The organism is Streptomyces sp. NPDC127595 (genome assembly GCF_042671685.1).
Lineage (GTDB): Bacteria > Actinomycetota > Actinomycetes > Streptomycetales > Streptomycetaceae > Streptomyces.
In genome coordinates this window covers 155,099-179,520 of the sequence record NZ_JBHXWK010000010.1, presented here as the reverse complement: position 1 = coordinate 179,520, position 24,422 = coordinate 155,099, and the positions used below count along the sequence as shown (strand labels likewise).

Below are 24,422 nucleotides of genomic sequence, written 5' to 3'. Positions count from 1 at the left end.
CACCTCGCGGCCTCGCCCTTGGGCCCCGACAGCGAGGGAGATGTCCCAGAACCCCTCACCCAGCGGTTTGCCGTCGGCCGCCGTCGTGAATGTCGACGGCGCATTCGAACCCGGCCTTGTCGTACGTGTACCGCCCCTGATCTGGGCGTAGGCGCGGCCGGTGTCGACGACCACGGGGGTGGTCACCTCGATACACGCCGGTCAGTCGGTCGAGTTCGGCCGAGGTCCCGTCCGTCGAGCCGTCGTCGACGATGACTTCGAGCTGCTGCCGGCCGCTCGCCATGGTCACGCAATGCGGGCTGACTGTCCTGTGAACATAACGTGGCTCCCCTGTGTCCTCAAGGTGTATCCGGATCGGTCCGGTCGGGGGGAGGGCTGTTCCGGATGATGATGAGGAGGATCGTTCCGGCGGGGGTGGTGGCGGCGTAGAACGCAAGTGGGGTTCGAATTTCCCGGCGTTGTCGACGAGTTCGGCGCCCGTGCGGATACCTGTGCGGATGCCCGCGCGGACGGGCGACGTCCGGGAGTGATCCACCCGTGGTCGCCACACCCACAACGCGCTGATCAGCGCGTTCGTTGCCAGCGATCACTGGCGTCGTGTGAGCGCCCGGTGAAAGCCGATTACCGACGGGTACCCAAAGGGCTCCGCCGGGCATACTCTGCGGCTCATGACGGACTCGCAGGCCGCGGAGCAGGCCACGGACATCACCGGCACCGACGAGGCAGCCGGGACAGGCACCGCAGGCGCTGTCGCCGCGGTCGGTACCAACCCCCTCGCCCCCGCCCCCGCAGGCGCCCGCACCGCCGCCGATGTCGTCACGCCCGAGCTGGTCGCGCAGCTCACGAAGGGTGTCGTCGGATCCGGGCGGACCGCCAACCACACCCCGTTCACCGGCGAGAAGCTGGCCGATCTGCCCGAGTCCACCCCCGAGGACGTGGCGACCGCCTTCGAGCGGGCCCGCGCGGCTCAGGTCGCCTGGGGCGCCACCCCCGTACGTCAGCGCGCCGCCGTACTGCTCCGCTTCCACGACCTTGTGCTCGCGCGCCAGGCCGAGGTCCTCGACCTGATCCAGTTGGAGACCGGCAAGGCCCGGCTGCACGCGCACGAGGAAGTCCAGGCCGTCGTCGTGGCCGCCCGGCACTACGGACGCAAGGCACCCGCGTACCTCCGGCCCAAGGGGCACACCGGCGCCGTCCCGACCCTCACCAAGGTCACCGAACTGCGCCACCCGCGCGGTGTCGTCGGCCAGATCGCGCCGTGGAACTACCCGTTCGAGCTGTCGGTCGGCGACGCGCTTCCCGCCTTCGTCGCGGGCAACGCCGTCGTCATGAAGCCCGACACCGAGACCTGCCTCACCGCCCTCTGGGCCCGCGACCTGCTCATCGAGGCCGGGCTGCCCGCAGAGGTGTTCCAGGTCGTCCTCGGCGAGGGGCCCGTCGTCGGACCCGAGATCGTCAAGCACGCCGACTACGTCTCCTTCACCGGCTCCACCCGGACCGGCCGCGAGGTCGCGCAGGGCGCCGCCGCCCGTCTCGTCGGCGTCTCACTCGAACTCGGCGGCAAGAACGCCATGCTGGTGCTGGAGGACGCGGACATCGACAAGGCCGCCGCCGGCGCCGTCCGCGCCTGCTTCTCCTCCGCCGGTCAACTCTGCATCTCCATCGAGCGGTTGTACGTCCACGAAGACATCGCCGATGCGTTCGCGCAGCGGTTCACCGCCCGCACCAAGGCCATGCGGCTCGGTACGTCCCTCGCGTACGGGGCCGACATGGGCTCCCTGGTCGGCGAGCGGCAGCTCGAAACCGTGACCCGGCATGTGGACGAGGCCGTCGCCAAGGGCGCCAAGGTGCTGGCCGGCGGCGTCGCCCGCCCCGACGTCGGCCCCTACTTCTACGAGCCGACCATCCTCGACGGCGTCGAGGCACCCATGGCCGTCTGCGCCGAGGAGACCTTCGGGCCCGTCGTCTCCCTCTACCGTTTCAAGACCGAGGACGAGGTCGTCGAACTCGCCAACTCCACGGCGTACGGCCTCAATTCCTCCGTCTGGACCAAGGACGGCCGGCGCGGGCGAGCGGTCGCGGCCCGGCTGCGCACCGGAACCGTCAACGTCAACGAGGGCTACGCGCCCGCGTACGGCAGCGTCCAGTCGCCCATGGGAGGCATGAAGGACTCCGGCCTCGGCCGCCGACACGGCTCCGAGGGCATCCTCAAGTACACCGAGGCGCAGACCGTCGCCCACCAGCGGCTGCTGCCGATGGCGCCCTCGCTCGGCATGGACGACGAGAAGTACGCGGCGTTCATGAGCCGGAGCCTCAGGGTGATGAAGGCGCTGCGCCTTCGGTAGACGTCCTCAACCACTGGTTCTCAAGGTTCTCAACGAGGAGAGCGGCACGTGTCACAGGAGAACTCTGCCCAGCAGCCGGAGCAGCCGGAGCAACCGGAGCAACCGGAGCAACCGGACGACGGCGCGTACGACTACGACGTCATCGTCGTCGGCTCCGGTTTCGGTGGGTCGGTCACGGCCCTTCGGCTCACCGAAAAGGGCTACCGCGTAGGCGTGTTGGAGGCGGGCCGCCGTTTCACCCGTGGCTCGCTGCCCAAGAACTCCTGGGACCTGAAGAACTACCTCTGGGCACCCAGGCTCGGCCTGTACGGCATCCAGCGCATCCATCTCCTGGGCAACGTCATGGTGCTGGCCGGTGCCGGCGTCGGCGGCGGTTCCCTGAACTACGCCAACACCCTCTACGTACCGCCGAAGGCCTTCTTCGAGGACCCGCAGTGGAAGGACATCACCGACTGGGAAGGGGAGTTGAAGCCGTACTACGACCAGGCCCGGCGGATGCTCGGCGTGCGGCTCAACCCGACCATGACCCCCTCCGACGTCCATCTCAAGGCGGCCGCCCAGCGGATGGGCGTCGGCGACACCTTCCACATGGCGCCGGTCGGGGTCTTCTTCGGCGACGGGGAGGACGCCGACGGGACGGCGAAGGCCGGGCCTGGCGGCGAGGTGGCGGACCCCTACTTCGGGGGCACCGGACCCGCCCGCAAGGCCTGCATCGAGTGCGGCGAGTGCATGACCGGCTGCCGGCACGGCGCGAAGAACACCCTCAACGAGAACTACCTCCACCTGGCCGAGAAGGCGGGTGCCGTCGTCCATCCCATGACGACGGTCGTGTCCGTCACCGACGACTCGCAGGGCGGGTACGCCGTCAACACCCTGCCCACGGACGCGAAGCGCAAGGGGGAGGGCCGGATGTTCAAGGCCCGCCGGGTCGTCATCGCCGCCGGCACCTACGGCACCCAGACCCTGCTGCACCGCATGAAGGCGAGCGGTCAACTGCCGTACATCTCCGGCAGGCTGGGCGAGTTGACGCGTACCAACTCCGAGGCCCTGGTGGGCGCGCAGACCGACAACCGCCGGTACCGTAAGGCGCACGGCACACCCAAGGCCGACTTCACGCAGGGCGTCGCGATCACGTCCTCGATCCACCCCGACGAGAACACCCACATCGAGCCCGTCCGCTACGGCAAGGGCTCGAACTCGATGGGCGGCCTGTCCATCCTCCAAGTCCCTTACACGGAGGGCTCATCGCCGTTTCTGGGATGGCTGGGCCACGCCGCGAAACACCCCCTTCTCGTGCTCCGCTCGCTCTCCAACCGCCACTGGTCGGAGCGGACCATCATCGGTCTGGTGATGCAGTCGGTGGACAACTCCCTGACGACGTATCTGAAGCCGAAGGGCGCGGGGAAGGGCCTGCTGACGGCACGTCAGGGGCACGGCGCTCCCAACCCCCGGCAGATCAGGGCGGCTTCGGAGGGCGCCTCCGCGATCGCCGCCGAGATCAACGGCTTCGCGGGCAGCAACGTGGGCGAGCTGATGGGTACTCCGCTCACCGCGCACTTCCTCGGCGGCTGCCCGATCGGTGACTCGGCGTCCTCCGGGGTCATCGACCCGTACCACCGGCTGTACGGGCACCCGGGCATCTCCGTCGTCGACGGCGCCGCTGTCTCCGCCAACCTCGGCGTCAATCCGTCGCTCACCATCACCGCTCAGGCCGAGCGTGCGATGTCGTACTGGCCCAACAAGGGCGAGGCCGACCCGCGTCCGGCACAGGGAGCGGCGTACGAGCGTCTGCGGCCTGTCGAGCCCCGGAACCCCGCCGTTCCCGCTGACGCGTTCGGCGCGCTGAAGCTGCCGTTCCTGGGGATCCCGACGGTGCCGCCGAAGTCGTAACCCCGCCGGTGACAGAAGGAAGGACCTGCACCCCCCTCCGAGCGCAGGTCCTTCATTCAGCTGTGGCTACTTGGCCGGGCCGGGCCGCATCACGCGGCCGCGTCACCCGACTTGCGGCGACGGACCACGTACACCGCACCCGCACCGGCGACGACGGCGACACCGCCGGTGAGGCCGATCAGCGGCAGTGCGGACGAGGAACCGGTCTCGGCGAGCGAGCCGGAGGCGTCCACCGTCTTGGCGTCGCTGATCTCCTTCGCACCGCCGGTCTGCGGCTTGGCGTCCGGCGGGCTGCCCGCGTCCGAGCCGGCGGCGAGGATGTCGAAGAAGTAGATCCAGCCGTTCGGGTCGTCGGCGACCCAGCAGCCCTCGTCGTCCGAGTACTGGGCGAAGCCGCCGGTCACGCCGATGGCGTCCGGCACGTGGCCGCTGACGCTGAGGCGCAGTTCGTACGAGGTCGACTGGCCGGCGTCGAGCGAGAACGGGGTGAAGGTGCCCCCCTCGCCCGCGGCGCCCGCGACCTCCCGCCAGGTGCCGGAGTCCTTGTCGAGGACCTGCACGCTGATCTCGCCGGAGTAGTCCTCCTCGTCCCAGCCGATGGCCGCGACACCGATCAGCGGAGCGATGTTCGTGATGGTGTCGTCGCCGTGGTTGGAGACGTTGAACGAGAAGTTCGTCCAGCCGCTGCCCGCGACGATCGTGTCCGGCAGACCCGCCAGGCCGCTGGTCAGGTCGGTGCTGATCTCGGTGAGGTCGTTCCCGTCCTCGTCGACACAGAGGTCGGGCTCGTCGCCCTCCTCCGGGGTGCTCGGAGTGGGGGTCGCCGTGCCGGACGGGGTGCTGTCGCCGGTCGCCGGGGCGGCGTCCCCCGCGGCGGGCGTCGTGTCCTCGGCCGCAGGCGTGGTGTCCTCCGCCGCCGGAGTCGTGTCCTCGGCCGCCGGGGTGGTGTCCTCTGCCGCGGGCGTCGTGTCCTCGGCCGCGGGAGTGGTGTCCTGCGCCGCGGGGCTGCTCTCCGCCGCGGCCGGAGGGTCGGTGTCCGCGAACGCGGCCGGCGCCGACAGGAGTGCGAGCGGGGCCAGGGCGGCCGTCGCGGCCGCAACGGCCATGGCACGACGAAGCTTCATGAAGACCTCGGGAAGTCTGGTGCACCGCGAGGCCGCGGTACTCACATGGGGGCCTTCGCGGTGGGGCGCGGTTGTGGCCATTGGTTCAGCAGGTGTGACACGAGAAACCTATGAATGGTTGTGCCCACCCTCACAGGATCTTTATGTGGGGTGGGTCACATGAGTGGGTCACATGAGTGGGTCACATGAGTGGGTCACATGAGTGGGTCACATGAGTGGGTCGCATGAGTGGGACACATGAGTGGGTCATGTGAGTGGGTCACATGAGTGGGGCGCACGGGTGGGTTGCGCGGATGGTCGTGCGGGATGGTCGTGCGGGGTGGTCTACGGCCGGGCGTCCCATGGCGTGGGTCACGCGTGGGGTGGGTCGAGCTGGCCGGTAGTCACATGGGGGTGGGCATGCGAAAGGCCCCGCGGTGGGGGTGACCCCCCGCTCGGACGAATCCATGAGCTGGGGGCGGAGCCGCGGGGCCCTTCGGCGTCAGCACCGACGTCAGGGCAGCGCCGGTGCCGGGGAGCGGCGCCGGGGGGTGCGCCGCTGGTCTGGGGGGCCGCCGGTCGGCGCCCCGGCGCACTGGAGGCGCGCACATGGTGTCGACCATTGGCAGTGCTGGAGCAATTCGGTTGTTTTGCGGGGGACTTGGGCTGTTCTCGCATCGTGCGGGATGGGCGACGGACTCCGCAACCGTTACGACCGCATCTGAACAGATTCCGCCGGTCGGCCCCGGGCGTCCCCGGAGCCGGCCGTTCTCTTGGGTGACCGGGCTGCTGTCCCCTGCCGTCCGGTCCCAACCCTGAAGCGAGGTCCCACGACGCACGGCACGTTCCGTACGTCTCATCGCTCCAGTGAAGCCACGCGTGGTTTTTTCGGGCCCGCCCCTGGCTGACACGGACACCGGGACCAACGAAGCCCCCGCGGAAGCGGTCACGCGCCGTACGGGTGAGAGGACATGGGCACGTGCGTACGGCGCCGTACGGCACTCAGACGCGGCCCCGGCACAGCTCCAGCAGCGTCATCGCCAGCGAGGTGCCCGGCTTGCCGAGCGCGTCCCTGTAGTGGCCGAGGATCTCCATCTCGCGCGAGAGGTTCACGCGCCGGCCGCCGGAGGAGATCCGGGCCTCCTGGATCACCGCCGAGACGGCCATCCGTTCCTGGACGAGGCCGATGATCCGGTCGTCCAGGGCGTCGATGCGCTCACGGGCACCGGTGATCGTGTCGGCGGCCTCGTCGGTGCGGGCGCCGGTCTTGTCGAGTACGTCGGCCATGGTGGGGCTCCTCTTGTGTCTTGTTGTGTCTTCTGGTGACGGGGAGCCCCGGAGCGGCGAGGTCCGGAAACGGCAGACGCCCCGGGCCTTGTCGGCCCGGGGCGCCTGGGAAGTCGCTTGTCAGTTGCTCAAGCAGCACGACCATGGCAGCCGGTGGGCCGGTTGCCATAGGTAAAGACGAAGTTCGTCGCGTGCGTGAGCATGGGAGCAGTATGCAGGGTCCCTCCGTCCCGGCCAAGCCGGAGGCGAAGATCTTTCAGCCCGTCCGGCGTTTGAGGACGAGCGCGTTCAGCGCGATACGGGGGTCTGGGGGGCGGAGCCCCCAGGTACGGGACGGGAGGGGCGGAGAGGGCGAAAAAACCTCCCCAGCCACCCCCCACCCCCACCCCCGGTAGACTCGCCCCCACACACCCTTTGCTCACCGCCGGAAGGCAAACCGTGCCAGAAGTGTCCCCCGCCGCCCCCGACACCGTCCTGGTCGTCGACTTCGGTGCGCAGTACGCCCAGCTCATCGCCCGCCGCGTCCGCGAGGCCCGGGTCTACAGCGAGATCGTGCCGAGCACCATGCCGGTCGAGGAGATGCTCGCCAAGAACCCGGCGGCGATCATCCTCTCCGGCGGCCCCTCGTCGGTCTACGCGGAGGGCGCCCCCCGCCTCGACCGCGCGCTGTTCGAGGCGGGCATCCCTGTCTTCGGCATGTGCTACGGCTTCCAGCTCATGGCGACGACGCTCGGCGGCACGGTCGACAACACCGGCGCCCGCGAGTACGGCCGTACGCCACTCCACGTATCGAAGTCGGGTTCCACCCTCTTCGAGGGCACCCCCGACGAGCAGTCGGTGTGGATGTCGCACGGAGACGCCTGCTCCGCCGCCCCCGAGGGCTTCACCGTGACCGCCTCCACGGACGTCGTCCCGGTCGCCGCATTCGAGAACGACGAGAAGAAGCTGTACGGCGTCCAGTACCACCCCGAGGTGATGCACTCCACGTACGGCCAGCAGGTGCTCGAACACTTCCTGTACCGCGGCGCGGGCCTCACCCCGTCCTGGACCACGGGCAACGTCATCGACGAACAGGTCGCGCTGATCCGCGAGCAGGTCGGCAGCAAGCGGGCCATCTGCGGGCTGTCCGGCGGCGTGGACTCCGCCGTCGCCGCCGCCCTCGTACAGAAGGCCATCGGCTCGCAGCTGACCTGCGTGTACGTCGACCACGGCCTGATGCGCAAGGGCGAGACCGAGCAGGTCGAGAAGGACTTCGTGGCCGCGACCGGCGTACAGCTCAAGGTCGTGGACGCACAGGAGCGCTTCCTCGCCGCGCTCGCCGGGGTGTCCGACCCCGAGGAGAAGCGGAAGATCATCGGGCGCGAGTTCATCCGGGTCTTCGAGCAGGCGCAGGCCGACATCATCGCCGAGGCCGCAGCCGGCGAGGACGTCGCCTTCCTGGTGCAGGGCACGCTCTACCCGGACGTCGTCGAGTCCGGTGGCGGTACGGGCACGGCCAACATCAAGTCCCACCACAATGTCGGCGGCCTCCCCGAGGACCTCGAGTTCGAGCTCGTCGAGCCGCTGCGCAAGCTGTTCAAGGACGAGGTCCGGATGGTCGGCCAGCAGCTCGGCCTGCCCGACGAGATCGTCCAGCGCCAGCCGTTCCCCGGCCCCGGTCTCGGCATCCGCATCGTCGGCGAAGTGACCAAGGAGAGGCTCGACCTGCTCCGCGAGGCCGACGCGATCGCCCGCGAGGAGCTGACCGCCGCCGGACTCGACCGTGAGATCTGGCAGTGCCCGGTCGTGCTGCTCGCGGACGTCCGCTCCGTCGGCGTCCAGGGCGACGGCCGCACCTACGGCCACCCGATCGTGCTTCGCCCCGTATCGTCCGAGGACGCCATGACCGCCGACTGGTCGCGTCTCCCGTACGACGTCCTCGCGAAGATCTCGACCCGCATCACGAACGAGGTCGCGGACGTCAACCGAGTCGTCCTCGACGTGACCTCGAAGCCGCCGGGCACCATCGAGTGGGAGTAGCAGCCACGCGGGTCACGTCCGTTTGAGAGTGCGCACCGGCTCTCCGGGCTTCCAGATCTCGACGACCAGATACGTGTCGTCCTCGACGTAGGTCCGTACGACCTCCGTCAGCTCGGTGCGGAAGAGGTGGAACGGCTGCGGCGGTTCCACCTCTTTCACGTACGCGGCCTTCGCCTCGGAGTCCTCGACCTCGACCGCCCGTCCGCCGATCCGGACGTCCCCGCCCGCCATCTGCGCGTCCGCCCCCGGATTCACCTGGAGCGCGAAGCGCGGGTCGCGGCGCAGGTCCAGCGCCTTGAGCGAGCCCGGCATCATGCCGAGCCACAGCTCGCCGTGCAGGAAACGGACTTCGAGGCCGGAGGTGCGCGGGGAACCGTCCTTGCGGAGGGTCGCCAGGGTGTGGTGGGTGAAGGCCGTGAACCGGGCCTCGACCTTGGCGGCGAGGTCGGGTGCCGCGGCGCTGAATGCCGCCCAGTTCGTCGCCGTATGCGCTGTGGGAGTCGTGCGAGTCATAGGACGAGTCTTGCGCGGCTACCCGACACCTTCTGTCCGGTATTCGCGTGCTCGCGGCGACTTTCCGGATGCTCTCGGCGACCGAGGGCACCCGGAACTGAGCGAGACTCGTAACGGTTGCGCACTCTCTTCACGGAACGGCCCTGTTCTCCTGGGCTGACCGAGGGTAACTTCCGCTCCGTACCGGACACGCCCGCTGGAGGACATATGCACGGGCCCACCCCGCCCCTGCCCCTACCCACCGACCGGCTGCGGTTCGCCATGCCGCCGATGCACGAGTCGATGGACGACGAGCGGCGGCACCGCAAGGAGCGGCTGGCCGGGGCGCTGCGGCTCTTCGGACGGCTCGGGTTCGAGGACGGGGTCTCCGGTCACATCACCGCGCGCGACCCGGAGTACAGCAACTGCTTCTGGGTGAACCCCTTCGGAATGCCGTTCAAGCACGTCACCGTGAGCGACCTCGTCATGGCCAACCAGGACGGGCAGGTGATCGACGGCAGCTACCACGTGAACCAGGCGGCCTTCACCGTGCACGCCCAGGTCCATGCCGCACGCCCCGACGTCGTCGCCGTCGCCCACTGCCACTCCGTGCACGGGCGCGCCCTGTCCGCCCTCGGCGACCTGCTCGACCCGATCACCCAGGAGAGCTGCGCCTTCTACGAGGACCACGCGCTGTACGACTCCTACACCGGTGTCGTCGTCGATGCCGACGAGGGCCGCCGGATCGCCGCCGCGCTCGGCACCGGCAAGGCCCTCGTGCTGCGCAACCACGGGCTGCTGACGGTCGGCGACTCGGTGGACGCGGCGACCTGGTGGTTCATGTCCATGGAACGGTCGAGCCAGGTACAGCTCATCGCGCGGGCCGCGGGCCGGCCGGTCCTCATCGACCACAAGCAGGCGGTCGCCACGCGGGAACAGCTCGGCGGCGATCTGGTCGCGTGGATCAACTACCAGCCGTTGTGGCAGGACATCAGCCGGAGCGAGCCGGATCTTCTTTCGTAGGGATTCGTAGGGATTCGCGGGGTTCGCGGAGGGGGTTTTGCAGGGGGTTCCCGGAGGGGGCTCAGAATCCCCGGAGCACGGCCGCCTTCGTCGCCGCGAACTCCTCGTCCGTGAGCACGCCGTCGCGGTGCAGCTCGCCCAACTCCCGCAGCCGGCGCAGGAGTACGTCGTGGTGGTCGGCCGGTGGCGGGACGGAGGACGCCGGTCGCGGGCCGTCCACGTACTCGCCCGTGCGGGTGGAGGGATGCGGCAGGCGTGCCGTGACGGCGGTGGCGACGAGCGCCGTGAGCAGGTCGCGGCGGGTGCTGCCCCACAGATCGAGGGCGTACGGGTCCTTCTCGGTCGGCAGTTTGGAGAAGACGGTCTCGCCGGTCACGAAGCGCAGAAAGCCGTCCTCGTAGCCGGAGTTGGGCAGCCACTCGACCTGCACGAGGTCACTCACGGCGATGATCCGCGGACCCGTCGCCCGCTTGACCCGGTCGGAGGTGTCCGCCCAGTCGATCCGCACCTGCGTGCCGTCGAACGACACCGTGCCGTCGCTGGAGCGGACGGAGACCGGGACCGGCGGCCCTGGGAGGAGGTAGGTCTTCGCCGGCTCCTGGGGGACCTGGTCGAGCAGCAGCGCGCGGCGGATCTCCTCGGCCACGTACTCCGCGACCCCGGAACGGTCGATGTCCACCGCCAGCCGGTACGGGTCGGCCGCGTCGGGCAGCCTGCCACCGGTCGCCTGGAGGAGCGGATCGGCGCCCTCGCGCAGCCTCAGCCGCAGGCGCCCGCGCTTGCGTTCGGGTTCATGGACGATCCCTGAGATAGCCTCCAGGGGAACGGCGATCTCTCCGTACGTCTGCCGGAACAGCGGCACGGAGCGATGCAGTCCCGGCGTGATCCTGACCGTGTTGCCGTCGAAGGCCCAGGTCCCGTCGCGCTGGATGATCTCGGCCATACGCGAATTCTCGCAGCCGGGTCAACACGGGCGCTTGTGCTTCACCCGCGCTGACCAGACCTGCCGGATGCGGGCCGTGTTTCGTACGGCACAATGCGCTGTCATCGCGGCGCAGCAGTAAGGCAGTTGTACGGCAGTCAGGCGTACGGAAAGTCTGGCCGCAAGGGAGTTCTTGGCGCGGGGAAGGCGGCAGCGGACGTGGCGGTGCAGGAGGCGAGACACGGCGCGGAGCGAGGTGCGGGGCGTGGCGCGGGGTCCGGTGACGGGTTCGGCGCCGGGCCGGGTTCCGGGCTGGGGTCCGGGCAGGGCACACACGGCGGTGGGTGCACCTGCGGGGACTGTCCGCACGGCGCGCGCGAGGGGCACCGGCGTGCCGTCGCCGCATTCCTCGCCAAGCGCGACGAGTTGGCGTCCGGGCAAGGGCTGCCCGTCGCCGTCGCCCACTCGGCGTCCGCGTCCCGCCAGTGGGTCTCGGACGAACTGACCCAGGCCGCGGACATCGTCGCCGAGCGCGGGCGCGTCGACGGCCAGGCGTGGCTCGGGCGGCTGTGGCGGCGTACGGCCTTCGTCGTGTGGGGAGTTGTCGTCGCGCTGCTCCTGGTGCAGGCGCTCACCGCCATCGGCGCGGGGTGGACGGCCGCGCGGACGGCCGGGCTGCTCGCGGCTCTTGTGGTGGGCGGGGCGCTGACCGGTGCGGGGTATCTCCACCGCGCGCGGGGAGGCGCACTCGCTCCCTTCATCGGCGAGGACAACCGTCTCTCCACCTCGCGTGTGGTGGCCGGGGGTTGGGTTCTCTTCGTCGTGTACGCCGTCCTCGTGCTCGTCGGACAGCTGGCGGCGGCCTCCGCACACGGCACCCGCGACGAACTGATCGCCGGTCTCGAACTCGCCCGGGGCGCCGGTGTGGTGACCGTCGTCGCCGTGGTGTGCGGGATCGCCGTACTGGTGCGGCGGGTGGTGGGCCTGCGGGTGCTGGGCCAACGGCTGCAGAAGGTACGGGCGGATCGGCCGCGGGCGTCCGATCTTCTGACCGACGACTCCGGGCGGGGGTCCTTCGCGGACATCCAGTACGTGGTGATCGTCGCGGTCGCTCTGGTCTTCGCGGCGGTACGGCTGGCCCGGCGGCCCTCGCAGTTGCCGGATCTCCCGTGGGGACTGGCGTTGCTGGTCCTGGTGTCCGCCGCCACCTACCTCGCCGGCAAGTACGCCGAGGGCGGGAAGCCCGTGATCCTCTCCGTCGTCCGCTCCCGTGAGGCGGGCGACCTCGACGCGCCGATCCGCACCGGGGACGACATCGAGATCCGGGGGGCTGGATTCGTGCCGCCCGGCGCGCAGACCGCGGACCGGCTGTCACGGATGGTGGTCCGGATCGGGCCGGTCCACGTCCACGTGCCGTTGGTTCCCGTGCCCGGAGGGTTCAGCAATCCCACGGACGCGGTGCTCATCGTGCCCGTGCCGGTGGATGTGGAGCCCGGGCGGGTGGAGGTGCAGGTGGTTACGGCTGCGGGGGTCGAGACGAACCGGTGCGTGATCGATGTGACGGACTGAGGGGCCGTGTGCCGTGTGCCGTGGGGCGTCCGGGTGAGTGGGTCGGGGGCGTGCCGGTACGTCCCGCCCGTCGCCGCCGGATCAGACGTCGGGCAAGGGTGCGGGGGTCCGGTGACGCGAACGTACGCGACGGGCATTTGGACGTACCGGCACGCCCCCTTCCGTCGTCGTTCGGCTGCGGGTGGCGGGGGCGGCAGCATTGCTTTTCGGCTCCGGGCGGGGGAGGGATTTTCAGCCCGTCCGGCGTTTGCTGAGGGTGCATTGGCGTCCCGATCCCTCTGGCCCGGGGGAGATCTTTCAGCCCGTCCGGCGTTTGAGGACGAGCCCTTCGGGCGTTGGGGGGTCTGGGGGCGGAGCCCCCAGGTACGGGATGGGTAGGGGCGGAGGGGGCGAAGAAACCGCCTCCGACACACGCACCGGGTGGCTATCGCGCCCCGCCCGTTGGAGGGCGGAGGGAAACGGGCACCCCGAGCCTTGAGCGGGGGCCTGCTGTCGTACGTATGGTCTGTTGAGGGGTCAACGGAACGCGGGCGAGAGGCGGCGGAGAGCGATGACTCACAGTATGCGAACGGACACCCCCAGCCCCTATCTCGACGGGGGGCGGGACTGGCGGGACTCCGCCACCCGATACGCCCTGCTTCCCCTACGCGTCTTTCTCGGCGTCACCTTCATCTACGCCGGCCTGGACAAACTCACCGACAGCGCGTTCATGGCGGACTCAGGCGCCGGCTCGATCGGCGACATGATGCGCACCGTCCGGGACTCCTCGGCGATCCCGGCCCTCGTGGACCTGTCGCTGAAGAATCCCGTCGGCTTCGGCTATGCCATCGCCTTCGGTGAACTCGCCGTCGGTATCGGCACCTTGATCGGCCTGCTGGCCCGCCTCGCCGCCTTCGGCGGCGCCCTCATCTCCCTCAGCCTGTGGCTGACCGTGAGCTGGGCCGCCGATCCGTATTACTACGGCAACGACCTCCCGTACATGTTTTGCTGGGTACCTCTTGTGCTGACTGGGGCGTCCGTCTGGTCATTGGATGCCCTGATCAGGCGCCGACGGCGTGGACGGGGCCACGTGGGGGCCTGGCGGTAAGTCAGAGCTGCTCCTGGTCGGACAGGTGCCGGTACAGGGTCGCCCTGGACACTCCCAGAGCCTTCGCTATGGCGTTGACGCTCTCGCCCTTGACCTTCCTCGCCTTGGCCACGGTGAGGAGATCATCGGTGATGACCGTGGGGCGGCCTCCGGTGCGCCCCTGTGCCTTGGCTGCTTCGAGTCCGGCCTTCGTCCTGTCCTTGATGAGGGAGCGCTCGAACTCCGCCATGGCGGCAATGATCTGGAAGAAGAGACGGCCGTCGGCCGAGGTCGTGTCTACGGCGCTGAGAGCCCCCGTCAGTACCTTGAAACCGATGCCACGTTCCCTCAGGCCGTCCACGATGCTCACAAGGTCTATGAGGGACCTTCCGAGCCTGTCGAGCTTCCAGGCGACGAGAGTGTCTCCCTCCCTCAGGTAGTCGAGCACGGCAGTCAGTTCAGGGCGATCGATGTTCTTGCCGGATGCCTTGTCCTCGAAGATCCGAGAGCATCCCGCTGTGGTGAGTGCATCCCTCTGAAGCTGTGCTTCCTGGTCGTCGGTTGAGACTCGGGCGTAGCCGATGAGGTGACCGGTAGTGGTGTTCGTCGTCACACGCCGAGGGTCTCACAACTCGTCTCAAAACTTCAAGCCGCCTCAAGTGGTTGTGAGACGGGTTTTGAACACCTCTGGGGGTCTCTGTGGGTCTCGTCGTCCACCGTCTCGCAAACCAAGGTTTCTGAGACACCCTTCGCTGTGTCCTGAGACGTGCACCCGGGGGTAATGGTGGCGGGAATCCATCGCAGGGACCGCAGGGGCAGGTTCCTTCGATGCTGTACGGGTTTCAGGAGTTGCTGCGCTCTGTGCACCGTGTGCATTGGCAGGGAGGCCAAGCAAGTGTGATGAGGGGTTGAAGATCGTCCGTCGTGGACACCGTTCGTTCCGGCTCCCAGGTCTTTCCTGAGTCACGGGAGACGCGCATGGTCATCAAGGGCCGATCGTCGAAGAGCCCAACTGCCCTCTTCGGGCTCATGAGTTGTGGGCCTTGGTGTGATGCTGGCGCAGTTCGACGTTCGCATCGGAGACGGCGCTGTAGTCGCCTCTCGATCGGGAATTCTTTCGCCGTACGCAGATGCCGAGACAGATGCCGCATCCTGATACCGCTCTTGGCTCTGGCGGCAGTTCGGTGAGTCCGTATCCCTGAGGTTGCTGTGCGCTCGCCATTAGTCCTCCCCGGTTTCGTGACCCATTCATGGTCCACCGGTCGGCGAGCAACGCCGATCATTATTCCCGTTCCTGACTAAAGATCATCGGTAGTGTTCTGCGCACTGCTCAAGCAGTTCTCTTGCTTCACCTCCGAAGAGAGCGTGACGCCCGAACGAGGTAAAGACGGCAAGATACTCAGAGATGTCGCGGGGATCACGAAAGACCATGCGACCGGTGAAGTTCTCGACCGTGGCCAACCGATCGTCGTAGATGGTGAAGGTGTTCATCGGGCCGCGCGGCATCACCGTCCCCATCGGGATAACTCCCATGCGGATATTGGGAAGGTGGGAGACTGACGCAAGGCGGTCAATCTGAACGGCCAGGGCAGAGTGCGGAACGACCGCCCATCTGACTGCCTGTTCCGTGAGGAGAAACGTGAACGTCTTCGTTGTGTCGTAGAGAACGGCCTGACGCTCCAGCTTTCTCGCCACGGTCTTGGAAGGGTCGCCCGGTGTGTGGCTCAGGCTGGCACGGATGTATTCCGGTGTCGCCAGTAGACCTGTGATCATCGCTGGCAGAAAGTATCTCAGCTCCGCCGCTTCGGACTCCAGTGAGGCCAACTCCGCCTGACGCTTCTCCATCCCCCTACGCCAGGAAGACCGTTTGTCCTGCCATTCCGTGTTTGCGATTCGAGCAAGTGCAGTGATCTCGGTGACTAGTTCAGCAGGGGCGTCCAGAGCTCGAAGGATGCGTTCGACGTCCACGAGCTTCGGTGTCTTCTTGCCGGTCTCGAACTTGCTGATCTGGCTCTGGGACATGTTGCAACGCCTTGCGAGCCGATCCCCTGTGAGACCGGCTCGCTTGCGCAACTCGCAGAGAATTTCTGCCAGATCAGTCTTCGACTGTCCTAGCTGCTCAGGGTCGAACGTCACTCGTCACTCGGATCTTTCATGTAATCCAAGAACGGTACGGAGTGGGTCAGGGCTATGCGTCTCCACTCCAGATACGGGGTGATGTTGCCAGCGAACAACTCCCGGTTTATCTGTGTCCCGTCAGGTCGGAAGTTGAGGTGCACCACTCGTGTCTCGTCGAACATCCACCAGTCAGTTCCCGGGATTGGTAGTCCGTAGTCATCGTGTGTGACGTCCAGGACTCGGATGTCCTCCCCTGCTTGGATGTTTCCGGGGATCCCCCAGGCGAATTGATATCGCTGGTAGTCCGTCAATGGCTGGCGCACGATCCGTACTCGCCCGATGGTCCGCCCCGATGTCACGTAGCCGTGAACGCGTTCATGCCAGCGTGAGTTGTGGTCGGTGGGTTTGGGTTCATCTCGAAGGAATCGGGCAACGTTCTCGGTTTCCTTGGGCATGGTGTACGTGGGCTGGGCCTCGAACCGCCATGCGTCACGCTCGTAGGCGTCGAACGTCCTGCGCCACTCATCACCATCCAAGAGCACGTACGGCCTCCCTGAGCACTGCTTCGGGGATTTCCACCAGAGCCTCACCCTCGGGCGGCTGGAAGGCGCAGGACGTGTCCCCCTGGACCACGATGGAGCCGCTTGCCGTGCGGTAGACGTTCGGGCAGTCGTCGTCATCGCAGTTGGGTCCGTCGAACTTGCCGGTGAGACGGGTCAGTTCCTCACGCGCCATGGTGTCCCCTCGTCTGTGACCCCTGTTGGGGCTCTTGCTGATCGACGCTACGTAGGCTGTTGTTCCTCGTCCATGCCGGAACCGAACTATTCCCGATGCGGAATAAACGATCTTTGACCACGGTGCCCTCATCCTCTGCGGTCCACTGAGGGACGCTGTCGGCTGTGCGCGGTGTGACCCTGCTCTCAGATGCTCAGGTTGCTGTCCCGGAACTTAACAAAGGACGCGTACATTATTTATGTGGGGGGTTGTATATACCCCCCAAGAAAAGAGTCTCTAGGAGTCATTAGTACTAGTGAGCATCCCCCTCAAGAGGGATGCCCTCTGAGTCAGTGAACAGTGAATGGCTCACTTCGGTTTCCTAGGTCCACCTCTCCACCGAAGTCGGTGGTGTTGGAGATCCCCTTGGTGAGAGGGTGTAGCCGGATGCTGATTCCTGCCTTCAGCAGGTGACGTGTCCTCTCGGATTCATTGCCCTTGTTCGTCTCCCACATGTGACGGAAGGTCTCCCCGGTGTCCCGGTACTCGTACCTATCCGGCTTGTCTCCTTCGGCTGCGAGAGAGTCATGTTCTTCGTAGAGAGCCGCAATCTCTTCCTCTGTGGCCTTCTTTGCGAATCCCGATGAGTTCTTGCCTCCAGGGCGTATGGACCTCTGGAGTTCCGTTACGTACTCTTCGATCTCCCGGAGCCTCTCGGAGTTGTTGGAGCCCTTGACGTAGTGGCGCTCATGCATAGGGAAGTCCCCGATGGTTCCGAGGATCATCGCTTCGACGAGCTCCTCTACCTTCTCGGCCCGGAAGGCGTAACCCTTGCCGCACGACTCCCGATTTGCCGATTTATTGCATCGGTACACCGGCTTGCCCTGCTGTCGCTCCGGGTTGAAGAGGTACAGGTTCTTGCCGCACCCTCCGCAGAGTACAACTCCGCGGTAGGCAGTCGTGTTCTTTGTGGAGCGACGGGCGGCACCGGGGCGTCCGTTCATCTCATGCTGGAGTTTCTCCCATTCATCGTCTGTGAGAATTGGATCTGCCATCCGGATCTTCCCCTCGGAAGTGAGGATAGGCTGAGAGAGCCCGTACTTCTTTCCGGGAATCTTCACCTCCTCACACTTCCAGCCGAGGACGGTTTCAGACCTCAGAATGTTGGTGATGGTGCGGCTCCGCCATACAGGAATAGATGAGCCGTTCTTCTTTCGGCGATCCGACATTCTCTCACCCCCAGGGGAGGGGAGCCCTCTGGTGTTGAAGTCGTCGCAGATAGTCGAATAATGGTCTCCGTTCTCGACTACTCGCTTGTACATCTCCCGAATTACTTGCCTTTGATTCTCCCGGACTCGAAGTCTCATTGCTCCGTCGGTGTCACGGAAGGACTCGTACCCGTAGGGTGGTACTCCCTTGGCCCAGACGTTCTTGGACTTGGCGTAGCTCTGGAACGACCTGACCCGCATTGAGATGTTCTGGGCTTCAGTCTCGGCAATAGCCGCGAACAGATCGATGATGACGTGCCGGAATGGTCCGATCATGTCGAGCACAGGTTCTTTGACTGAAACCAAGGCCTTGCCGCCGTGTGCAGTCGCCCACTTGATCATGTCTTGCATGTCGACGACCTTGCGGACGAATCTGTCCATCTTCCAGAACAGCAGCAGATCGAATTCTGGAGCCCGGTTGTTCAGCCACTCCCCGAGTTCCGGTCTCTCGAAGGGATGGGACTTGGTGGCGGAGATGTGAGCGTCTTTGGCTACGCCTACCACCTGCCACCCAAGATGCTGCCGCTCGTTCACGTAGGCCGTGCAGTCCTGGAGCTGTCGTTTCAGCGAGGTGGATGCATCGGTCTCGTTGCTGATCCTGAGGGCGATCAGTACACGCACAGGCTTCATGAACGGTGACCCTACAACAGCAATAGGTAAGTGACCTGATCTATCTGATGGCCTGGCTGCCCCTGGTGCTGGCGGGCGCCTCGGTCTTCTCCCTGGACTCAGGGCTGAAGGCGAGGCGCAGGCAACGGTCCGGCGGTTATCGCTAGCGCCTCCGCGGGCGTGGGGGAGAAGTCCGACGGGCTAACCTCCCTTGCCCGGCGCCGCCCCCGGCTCCCCGCGTGACCTGCGGCGTCTGCGTACGGCGTGGGTCACCAGGGCGACCGTGCCCGCGAGGCAGAGGCCGAAGGCGACGACGGGGATGATCGCGAACCACGGCGTCTCCCACAGGCCGCCCGCGTCGCCGGCGTAGATGACGCCCGCGAGGGTGAGGAAGCAACCCGCGACCAGTTTTCCCGGCTGGAACTCATGACGTCGCACGGGTCACCTCCGCCTGGCCGATGCCGACCTGGAGGTCGAGGTCGAGCGTGCCGCCGTTCTTGTCGGCGGTCACGGGTGCGAGTGTCACGGTCTTGTGCCTGCCCGGCTCCACGTCCACGTCCTTCTTGTCGTCGCCCGGCAACTGGATGTCTCCGACGCCGACATCGACGGTCAGATTCACGGTCACGTCCTTCGGGACGATCACTTTGAGCTGGCCCGCCCCCACCTCCGCGTTCGTCGCCACCACCTGGCCCTTCGCGAGGTCGAGGCGCGTCAGATCCAGAGTGCCCACGCCCGTGCCGAGGTCGTACGAATCCTGTACGGCGGCCACGGTGGACGGCGTCCAGTTCGTGCGCACCCAGTGGGTGCTGATGTCCTTCGGCAGGGCGGCAGAGCAGGCGAGCAGGCCCGCGGTGATCAACGCGAGGAAGATCGAGCCCGCGCCTGTACGCCCCTTGAACGCGCTGATCGCGATACCCAGGCCGAACACGATCAGCGCGCAGGCCAGGCCGGTCTGCAGGCTGGTGCCGAGCGTGTGCTCCTCCCACGTCAGGCTCGTGCCGAGGATGCCCGCGATGAGCGCCAGCACGAAGACCCAGCCGCCGATCCAGCGCGGGCCGGCCGGCTTCGGCTGCTGTGCCGTGCGTATGTCCGGGCGGCTGGTGCCCCGGGCGATGTTGAGCGCCGCTGCCACGTCCCGGTCCCGTGCTTCCTGTGGTCCCCACAGATAGCCGGTACCGCCCACATGGGAGCCGTCCTTGACGATCGGGTCGCGCCACCAGGAGGGGTAGGAGGCGGGGACGGGCGGTGCCTGTGCCTCCGGCGGGGCGTCGGCGACGGCCTGGGCGGCGAGCGGGTCGGGGTCGGGGGCGCCGCGCTGTTGCGACCAGAAGCCCGCGCCCGCCAGGAGCAGGGCGAGGACCACGGCGAAGGTCAGCACCCCGCCGTTGTTCAGCATCGAGAGGAACACTCCGCAGCCCACCAGGGCGAACAGCACGGCCGTCAGTGCCTGGCCGTCCACGCGGCCGGTCAACAGCTTGCGGACCTCGTTCTCCTCGTCGTCGTCATACGGCACGAAGAGCCAGACGAAGCCGTAGAAGATGAGGCCGATGCCGCCGGTCGCGGCGAGCACCGCGAGCACGATCCGGAAGATCACCGGGTCCATGTCGCACTGCCGCCCCAGCCCGGCGCACACCCCGCCCAGCATCTTGTGCCGCCGGTCGCGGCGGAACTTGGCGGGCGTGCCGAGTGCGGTCGCCGCCGGCCCGGTCGTGACCTGGTCCTCGTGCGCGCGCGGCTCCTCATCCGTGGCGGGCGGCACGGCGGCCCGCCACCCGGGGCCCGGGGGCGGGGCGGCCGGGCCGCGGGCGGGGTCCGGCTCCGCCGCCGCGTGCTGGTGGTCTGTCATGCGTCCATGGTGACGGGCGGGGAGGCGCGACGGCAGTCGGGATGACCCTGGCCGGACCCTGATTTCGGCCCTGAGGGGGCGATCAGACGCCGGGTCCTCGAAGATCGGGCACCGGATTCTCGAAGATCAGACATCGGCTTCTCGAAGATCAGGGGAGTCTCGGGGGTCGACCCTGATGCCCGGGATCGCCGGGCGTGTGAACATCGATGGCATGCCGGAAGCCGCAGCGATTCCCCTGGACGCCCCGCGGCCCCCGCGCAAGCTCTACCGCAGCAGCGACGGACGCTGGCTCGGGGGCGTGGCGCGAGGGCTCGCCGGGCATCTCGGGCTGCCGGTGGTCTGGGTGCGGCTCACGTTCGTCGGCCTGTTCATGGCGGACGGGCTGGGAGCGCTGCTGTATGCCGCGTTCTGGTTCTTCGTGCCGCTCGGCGTCGGCGGGGTGGGAGGAGCCGGCGGGCGTACGCCGGGCCTCTCCACCGAGACCGCTCCCGACGGCCGCCGCAGACTCGTGGCCCGCAAGCCGGACAAGGGGCAGATCGTCGCGCTGCTCCTCATGGTCGTCGTGGCCATGGTCTTCGTCGGCAATGTGAACCTGGGCGGCGGAGCGAAGGCGTATCTCTGGCCGACCGTGCTCGTCGGCGCGGGCGTCGCGCTGGTCTGGCGCCAGGCGGACAACGCGCGGCGGGCCCGCTGGGTCGAGGTCGGCCGTCGCCGGCGCACGCTTACGCTGCTGCGTTCCGCGGCGGGCGTCCTGCTGGTCACCACCGGGGTGTCCGGAATATTCGTCCTCCAGGGCTCGGCCGCCCACCTCGGCTCCGTCCTCCAGGCGGCACTCGCGGTCCTGGTCGGCATAGCGCTGCTGGCCGGCCCCTATCTCGTGCGCATGACACAGGACCTCTCCGAGGAGCGCCTGATGCGTATCCGCGCCCAGGAGCGGGCCGAAGTCGCCGCCCATGTCCATGACTCGGTGCTGCACACCCTGACCCTGATCCAGCGCAACGCGGACAATGGGAACGAGGTGCGGCGCCTGGCCCGCGCCCAGGAGCGGGACCTGCGCACCTGGCTCTATAAACCGGAGGGCACGGGGAAGGACGAGGCGGAGGAGCCCGACACCCTCGCCGAGGCGGTCCGGCGCAATGCCGCGGAGGTCGAGGACAAGCACGGCGTCCCCATCGAGGTCGTGGTCGTCGGCGACTGCCCCCTGGACGACGGCATTTCCGCGCAGATGCAGGCCGCGCGGGAAGCGATGGTGAACGCGGCCAAGTACGGTGGCGAGGGTGGCGCGGTACAGGTCTTCGCCGAAGTCGAGGGCACGACGGTGTTCGTGTCCGTCCGCGACCGCGGCCCCGGCTTCGACCTCGACGCGATACCCGCCGACCGCATGGGCGTCAGAGAATCGATCATCGGCCGCATGGAGCGCAACGGCGGTACGGCGCGGCTGCGCGCGGTGCCGGACGGCGGCACGGAGGTCGAGCTGGAGATGGAGAGGGCGGAGAGGACGTCATGAGTGACACGAACGGGCCTGTGGAGTCCGGCAGTTCTGCCGGTGCGGAGGAGACCCCTTCGGCCGCCGTCGCGTCCGGAGAGGCCGAGACCGCGGCCGGACCGGCCGCTGCGGGGAGTGGGCGTCACGCGCGGGTGGTGCTCGTCGACGACCACCGCATGTTCCGTACGGGAGTCCAGGCCGAGATCGGGGAGACCGAGCGGACCGGAGTCGAGGTCGTCGGCGAGGCCGCGGACGTCGACCAGGCGGTCACGGTCATCACGGCCACGCGGCCCGAGGTCGTGCTGCTCGACGTGCATCTGCCGGGTGGCGGTGGTGTCGAAGTGCTGCGCCGTTGCGCTCCGTTGATGGCAGACGCCGAGCAGCCGGTCCGGTTCCTCGCGCTGTCAGTGTCGGACGCCGCGGAGGATGTCATCGGGGTGATCCGTGGCGGCGCCCGGGGCTATGTCACCAAGACGATCACCGGTACGGATCTCGTGGACTCCATCTTCCGTGTCCAGGACGGCGACGCAGTCTTCTCGCCACGCCTGGCAGGCTTCGTCCTCGACGCGTTCGCCTCGACCGACGCCCCGCCGGTCGACGAGGACCTCGACCGTCTCACCCAGCGCGAGCGCGAGGTCCTGCGCCTCATCGCCCGCGGCTACGCGTACAAGGAGATCGCCAAGCAGCTGTTCATCTCCGTCAAGACGGTCGAGTCCCATGTCTCGGCGGTACTCCGGAAGTTGCAGCTCTCCAACCGCCATGAGCTGACCCGGTGGGCCACAGCGCGACGCCTGGTGTGAGCCGAGGACGCGGACGACGGTTGGGGGCGGCCCTCACGCCACCCGGGCAGCCCCCGCGAACGGCATCTGGTCGACCGGAGCCAGCCGCACCGGCACGCTCGGGTTGGGGGCGTGGATCATCTGGCCGTTGCCCACGTAGATGCCCACATGGCTGATGCCCGAGTAGAAGAACACCAGGTCGCCCGGGAGGAGTTCGGAGCGTGCGACGCGGCGGCCGGCGTTGATCTGGGCGTAGGTCGTCCGGGGGAGCGCGATGCCCGCGGCGCGGTACGCGGCCTGGGAGAGGCCGGAGCAGTCGAAGGCGTCGGGCCCGGTGGCGCCCCACACGTAGGGGCTGCCGAGCTTCCCGTAGGCGTACGAGACGGCGGCTGCCGCGCGGGAGTTGGGGGCGGCGACGGAACCGGCCGGGGCCACCGGGTCGGTCAGGTCCCGCGTCGAGGAGCGTGAGGCGCGGTCGCCCGAGTCTCCCGTCTCTCCGAACCGGGCGCGTTCTTCGTCGCTCAGACGGCTCAACAGCTGCCGGGCCGCGGCGAGTTTCCCGTTGACCGTCTTCTTGTGCCGCTTCAGCTCCGCCTGCCGCGACTTGAGCGAGGCCAGCTCGATGTGCGCCGCTCCGCGCAACTGCGCGATCTCCCGGAGCTGCTGGCGGACCTGCTCCACGGCCGCCGCCTGCCTGCTGCCCGCCCGTTCGGCGAACGCGGCACCTTCCAGGTACTGACCGGGATCGTCGGAGAGCGCGAGCTGCAGTGCCGGGTCGAGGCCGCCGCTGCGGTACTGCGAGGCGGCGATCGCCCCCAGCGCGTCGCGGGCCGAGTTGAGGCGTTCCTCCTTGCGGGCCGCCTCGTCCTGGAGTATGCCCAGCCGGTCCGCCGCCTTGCCGGCCTTCTCCTTGGCCCCGTTGTACTTCTCGGTGGCGACCTCCGCCTCCTCGTACAACTTGTCGACCTTGGCCTTCACCTGCGCCGTCGACAACTGGGGTTCGGCGTATCCCGTCCCGTCGAAGGCGGTGGCCGTCGCCGCGCCCGCGAGGGCGATCGTCGCGGCTGTGCGGGCCTTGCTTCCGCCGAGCGAGCGCTGCTTGGGCTTGCGGTGCGCTGCCACGAGGGCCCACATCCTTCCGTACGGCCGCCGGAACGGAGCCCGGGCGGTCCAGCGGTTACGCGTCCGGCGGCGGCCCACACAGGGGGAGCGGGCCGCCGCCGGACCTTCTCGGCGGGGTGACCGGTTGCCGCCCCTGGCCCGGGCGGCGACGGGGATCCGGGCACCTGGTGGAGGACGCTAAACCTGAGCGTGATGTCTCGGTAACGCCATGTGCACAATTGGCGCCAGTGGATCACTCGATGACCGCAAATGACCATAATTCCAGTCCGGTGGCACCGACTTCACAGAGTGTGATGACCGATGCAGCGAATCCGGGACAACCAGACGTGTGCCGGTGCTATGGGTTACATGGGGTGGCCCGGTGACAAGAGGGACCAGGGTGCACGAATAGGCTCCGGCCTCATGGACGTACTCATCCATCTCTTCGTCGGCCTGCACATCATCGGCATCGCCTCGCTCCTCGGTGGATTCCTCACCCAGATGAAGGCGATGGGCCGGGGCACGGCCCGTTTCGTCCCCGCGATGCTGCACGGCGCGCTGACCATGCTGGTCACGGGTGTCGTGCTGGTCGGCCTCAACCAGGCGGACGATCAGCCGGTCAACAACATCAAGATCGGCGTGAAGCTGGCACTGCTGATCGTGATCCTGGGGCTCGTCTACGTGAAGCGCGACGACGAGAAGGTGGAGAAGGGGCTCTTCGGGCTCGTCGGGCTGCTGACCACGGCGAACATCTTCATCGCGGTGTTGTGGACGTGAGGGGCCGG

The 24,422-nt window shown here is 68.0% G+C and carries 21 protein-coding genes and 1 pseudogene; 9 read left to right on the top strand and 13 right to left on the bottom strand.

Features of this window, described 5'->3' with window-relative positions; genetic code table 11:
• Window positions 1-55: 55 nt before the first annotated feature.
• A complete protein-coding gene (locus ACFVKT_RS29265) occupies window positions 56-289 on the bottom strand; it encodes a hypothetical protein (RefSeq protein ID WP_385737018.1) in 234 nt (77 codons plus the stop codon).
• A gap of 379 nt (window positions 290-668) precedes the next feature.
• Between ACFVKT_RS29265 and ACFVKT_RS29260 the strand changes: the two genes are divergently transcribed.
• Both ACFVKT_RS29260 and ACFVKT_RS29255 read left to right on the top strand, forming a co-directional pair.
• Window positions 669-2,345, top strand: coding sequence for a succinic semialdehyde dehydrogenase (locus ACFVKT_RS29260; RefSeq protein WP_385737015.1), 1,677 nt, complete (start codon window positions 669-671; stop codon window positions 2,343-2,345).
• Between the two features lie 48 nt (window positions 2,346-2,393).
• On the top strand, window positions 2,394-4,235 hold the full coding sequence (locus tag ACFVKT_RS29255) for a GMC oxidoreductase (RefSeq protein ID WP_385737012.1): 1,842 nt from the start codon (window positions 2,394-2,396) through the stop codon (window positions 4,233-4,235).
• Window positions 4,236-4,324: 89 nt separating this feature from the next.
• Here the strand turns inward: ACFVKT_RS29255 and ACFVKT_RS29250 are convergent, their stop codons facing one another.
• Window positions 4,325-5,359 carry an LPXTG cell wall anchor domain-containing protein gene (locus tag ACFVKT_RS29250; RefSeq protein WP_385737009.1) on the bottom strand — a complete coding sequence of 345 codons (1,035 nt, stop codon included), beginning with the start codon at window positions 5,357-5,359 and terminating at the stop codon, window positions 4,325-4,327.
• A 981-nt stretch (window positions 5,360-6,340) separates the two neighbouring features.
• Window positions 6,341-6,652, bottom strand: a pseudogene (locus ACFVKT_RS29245) (chorismate mutase); the annotation flags it as partial.
• A gap of 411 nt (window positions 6,653-7,063) precedes the next feature.
• On the opposite strand from ACFVKT_RS29245, the gene guaA reads away from it, so the two are divergent.
• The gene (guaA, locus tag ACFVKT_RS29240) at window positions 7,064-8,644 is read left to right on the top strand and encodes a glutamine-hydrolyzing GMP synthase (RefSeq protein WP_385737006.1); all 1,581 of its coding nucleotides are present in this window, start codon (window positions 7,064-7,066) and stop codon (window positions 8,642-8,644) included.
• A gap of 12 nt (window positions 8,645-8,656) precedes the next feature.
• Here the strand turns inward: guaA and ACFVKT_RS29235 are convergent, their stop codons facing one another.
• The gene (locus ACFVKT_RS29235; protein ID WP_385737003.1) at window positions 8,657-9,157 is read right to left on the bottom strand and encodes a pyridoxamine 5'-phosphate oxidase family protein; all 501 of its coding nucleotides are present in this window, start codon (window positions 9,155-9,157) and stop codon (window positions 8,657-8,659) included.
• Window positions 9,158-9,364: 207 nt separating this feature from the next.
• On the opposite strand from ACFVKT_RS29235, the gene ACFVKT_RS29230 reads away from it, so the two are divergent.
• Complete coding sequence (locus tag ACFVKT_RS29230) at window positions 9,365-10,159, top strand: class II aldolase/adducin family protein (RefSeq protein ID WP_385737001.1); 795 nt, start codon at window positions 9,365-9,367, stop codon at window positions 10,157-10,159.
• A 61-nt stretch (window positions 10,160-10,220) separates the two neighbouring features.
• On the opposite strand, the gene ACFVKT_RS29225 is transcribed toward ACFVKT_RS29230, so the two are convergent.
• Window positions 10,221-11,102, bottom strand: coding sequence for a DUF4429 domain-containing protein (locus tag ACFVKT_RS29225; RefSeq protein WP_385736998.1), 882 nt, complete (start codon window positions 11,100-11,102; stop codon window positions 10,221-10,223).
• Between the two features lie 198 nt (window positions 11,103-11,300).
• Here ACFVKT_RS29225 and ACFVKT_RS29220 point away from each other — a divergent pair, with 198 nt between their 5' ends.
• Together ACFVKT_RS29220 and ACFVKT_RS29215 are read left to right on the top strand one after the other, a co-directional pair.
• The gene (locus ACFVKT_RS29220) at window positions 11,301-12,650 is read left to right on the top strand and encodes a hypothetical protein (RefSeq protein WP_385736995.1); all 1,350 of its coding nucleotides are present in this window, start codon (window positions 11,301-11,303) and stop codon (window positions 12,648-12,650) included.
• 550 nt (window positions 12,651-13,200) lie between these two features.
• The gene (locus ACFVKT_RS29215) at window positions 13,201-13,737 is read left to right on the top strand and encodes a DoxX family protein (protein WP_385736992.1); all 537 of its coding nucleotides are present in this window, start codon (window positions 13,201-13,203) and stop codon (window positions 13,735-13,737) included.
• A gap of 1 nt (window position 13,738) precedes the next feature.
• Here the strand turns inward: ACFVKT_RS29215 and ACFVKT_RS29210 are convergent, their stop codons facing one another.
• The 7 genes from ACFVKT_RS29210 to ACFVKT_RS29180 all read right to left on the bottom strand — a co-directional run bounded on the left by ACFVKT_RS29210 (window position 13,739) and on the right by ACFVKT_RS29180 (window position 20,271).
• A complete protein-coding gene (locus ACFVKT_RS29210; protein ID WP_385736990.1) occupies window positions 13,739-14,329 on the bottom strand; it encodes a recombinase family protein in 591 nt (196 codons plus the stop codon).
• Between the two features lie 692 nt (window positions 14,330-15,021).
• Window positions 15,022-15,852: a helix-turn-helix domain-containing protein gene (locus ACFVKT_RS29205; protein WP_385736987.1), complete on the bottom strand. Its 831-nt coding sequence runs from the start codon at window positions 15,850-15,852 to the stop codon at window positions 15,022-15,024.
• Complete coding sequence (locus tag ACFVKT_RS29200; protein ID WP_385736984.1) at window positions 15,849-16,376, bottom strand: DUF6879 family protein; 528 nt, start codon at window positions 16,374-16,376, stop codon at window positions 15,849-15,851. The genes ACFVKT_RS29205 and ACFVKT_RS29200 overlap by 4 nt, the downstream gene beginning before the upstream one ends.
• A complete protein-coding gene (locus tag ACFVKT_RS29195) occupies window positions 16,360-16,569 on the bottom strand; it encodes a hypothetical protein (protein WP_385736981.1) in 210 nt (69 codons plus the stop codon). Before ACFVKT_RS29195 ends, ACFVKT_RS29200 begins: the two co-directional genes overlap by 17 nt.
• 329 nt (window positions 16,570-16,898) lie before the next feature.
• Window positions 16,899-18,446: a recombinase family protein gene (locus ACFVKT_RS29190; protein WP_385736978.1), complete on the bottom strand. Its 1,548-nt coding sequence runs from the start codon at window positions 18,444-18,446 to the stop codon at window positions 16,899-16,901.
• Between the two features lie 180 nt (window positions 18,447-18,626).
• A complete protein-coding gene (locus ACFVKT_RS29185; RefSeq protein WP_385736975.1) occupies window positions 18,627-18,863 on the bottom strand; it encodes a hypothetical protein in 237 nt (78 codons plus the stop codon).
• Window positions 18,850-20,271, bottom strand: a complete 1,422-nt coding sequence (locus ACFVKT_RS29180) for a PspC domain-containing protein (RefSeq protein ID WP_385736972.1) — start codon at window positions 20,269-20,271, stop codon at window positions 18,850-18,852. Before ACFVKT_RS29180 ends, ACFVKT_RS29185 begins: the two co-directional genes overlap by 14 nt.
• 175 nt (window positions 20,272-20,446) lie before the next feature.
• On the opposite strand from ACFVKT_RS29180, the gene ACFVKT_RS29175 reads away from it, so the two are divergent.
• Both ACFVKT_RS29175 and ACFVKT_RS29170 read left to right on the top strand, forming a co-directional pair.
• Window positions 20,447-21,778 carry a PspC domain-containing protein gene (locus ACFVKT_RS29175; RefSeq protein ID WP_385736969.1) on the top strand — a complete coding sequence of 444 codons (1,332 nt, stop codon included), beginning with the start codon at window positions 20,447-20,449 and terminating at the stop codon, window positions 21,776-21,778.
• A complete protein-coding gene (locus tag ACFVKT_RS29170) occupies window positions 21,775-22,557 on the top strand; it encodes a LuxR C-terminal-related transcriptional regulator (protein WP_385736966.1) in 783 nt (260 codons plus the stop codon). The genes ACFVKT_RS29175 and ACFVKT_RS29170 overlap by 4 nt, the downstream gene beginning before the upstream one ends.
• A 33-nt stretch (window positions 22,558-22,590) precedes the next feature.
• On the opposite strand, the gene ACFVKT_RS29165 is transcribed toward ACFVKT_RS29170, so the two are convergent.
• A complete protein-coding gene (locus ACFVKT_RS29165) occupies window positions 22,591-23,658 on the bottom strand; it encodes an NlpC/P60 family protein (protein ID WP_385736963.1) in 1,068 nt (355 codons plus the stop codon).
• A gap of 402 nt (window positions 23,659-24,060) precedes the next feature.
• Here ACFVKT_RS29165 and ACFVKT_RS29160 point away from each other — a divergent pair, with 402 nt between their 5' ends.
• Window positions 24,061-24,414 carry a hypothetical protein gene (locus ACFVKT_RS29160; RefSeq protein WP_385736960.1) on the top strand — a complete coding sequence of 118 codons (354 nt, stop codon included), beginning with the start codon at window positions 24,061-24,063 and terminating at the stop codon, window positions 24,412-24,414.
• The last annotated feature ends 8 nt before the right edge of the window (window positions 24,415-24,422 follow it).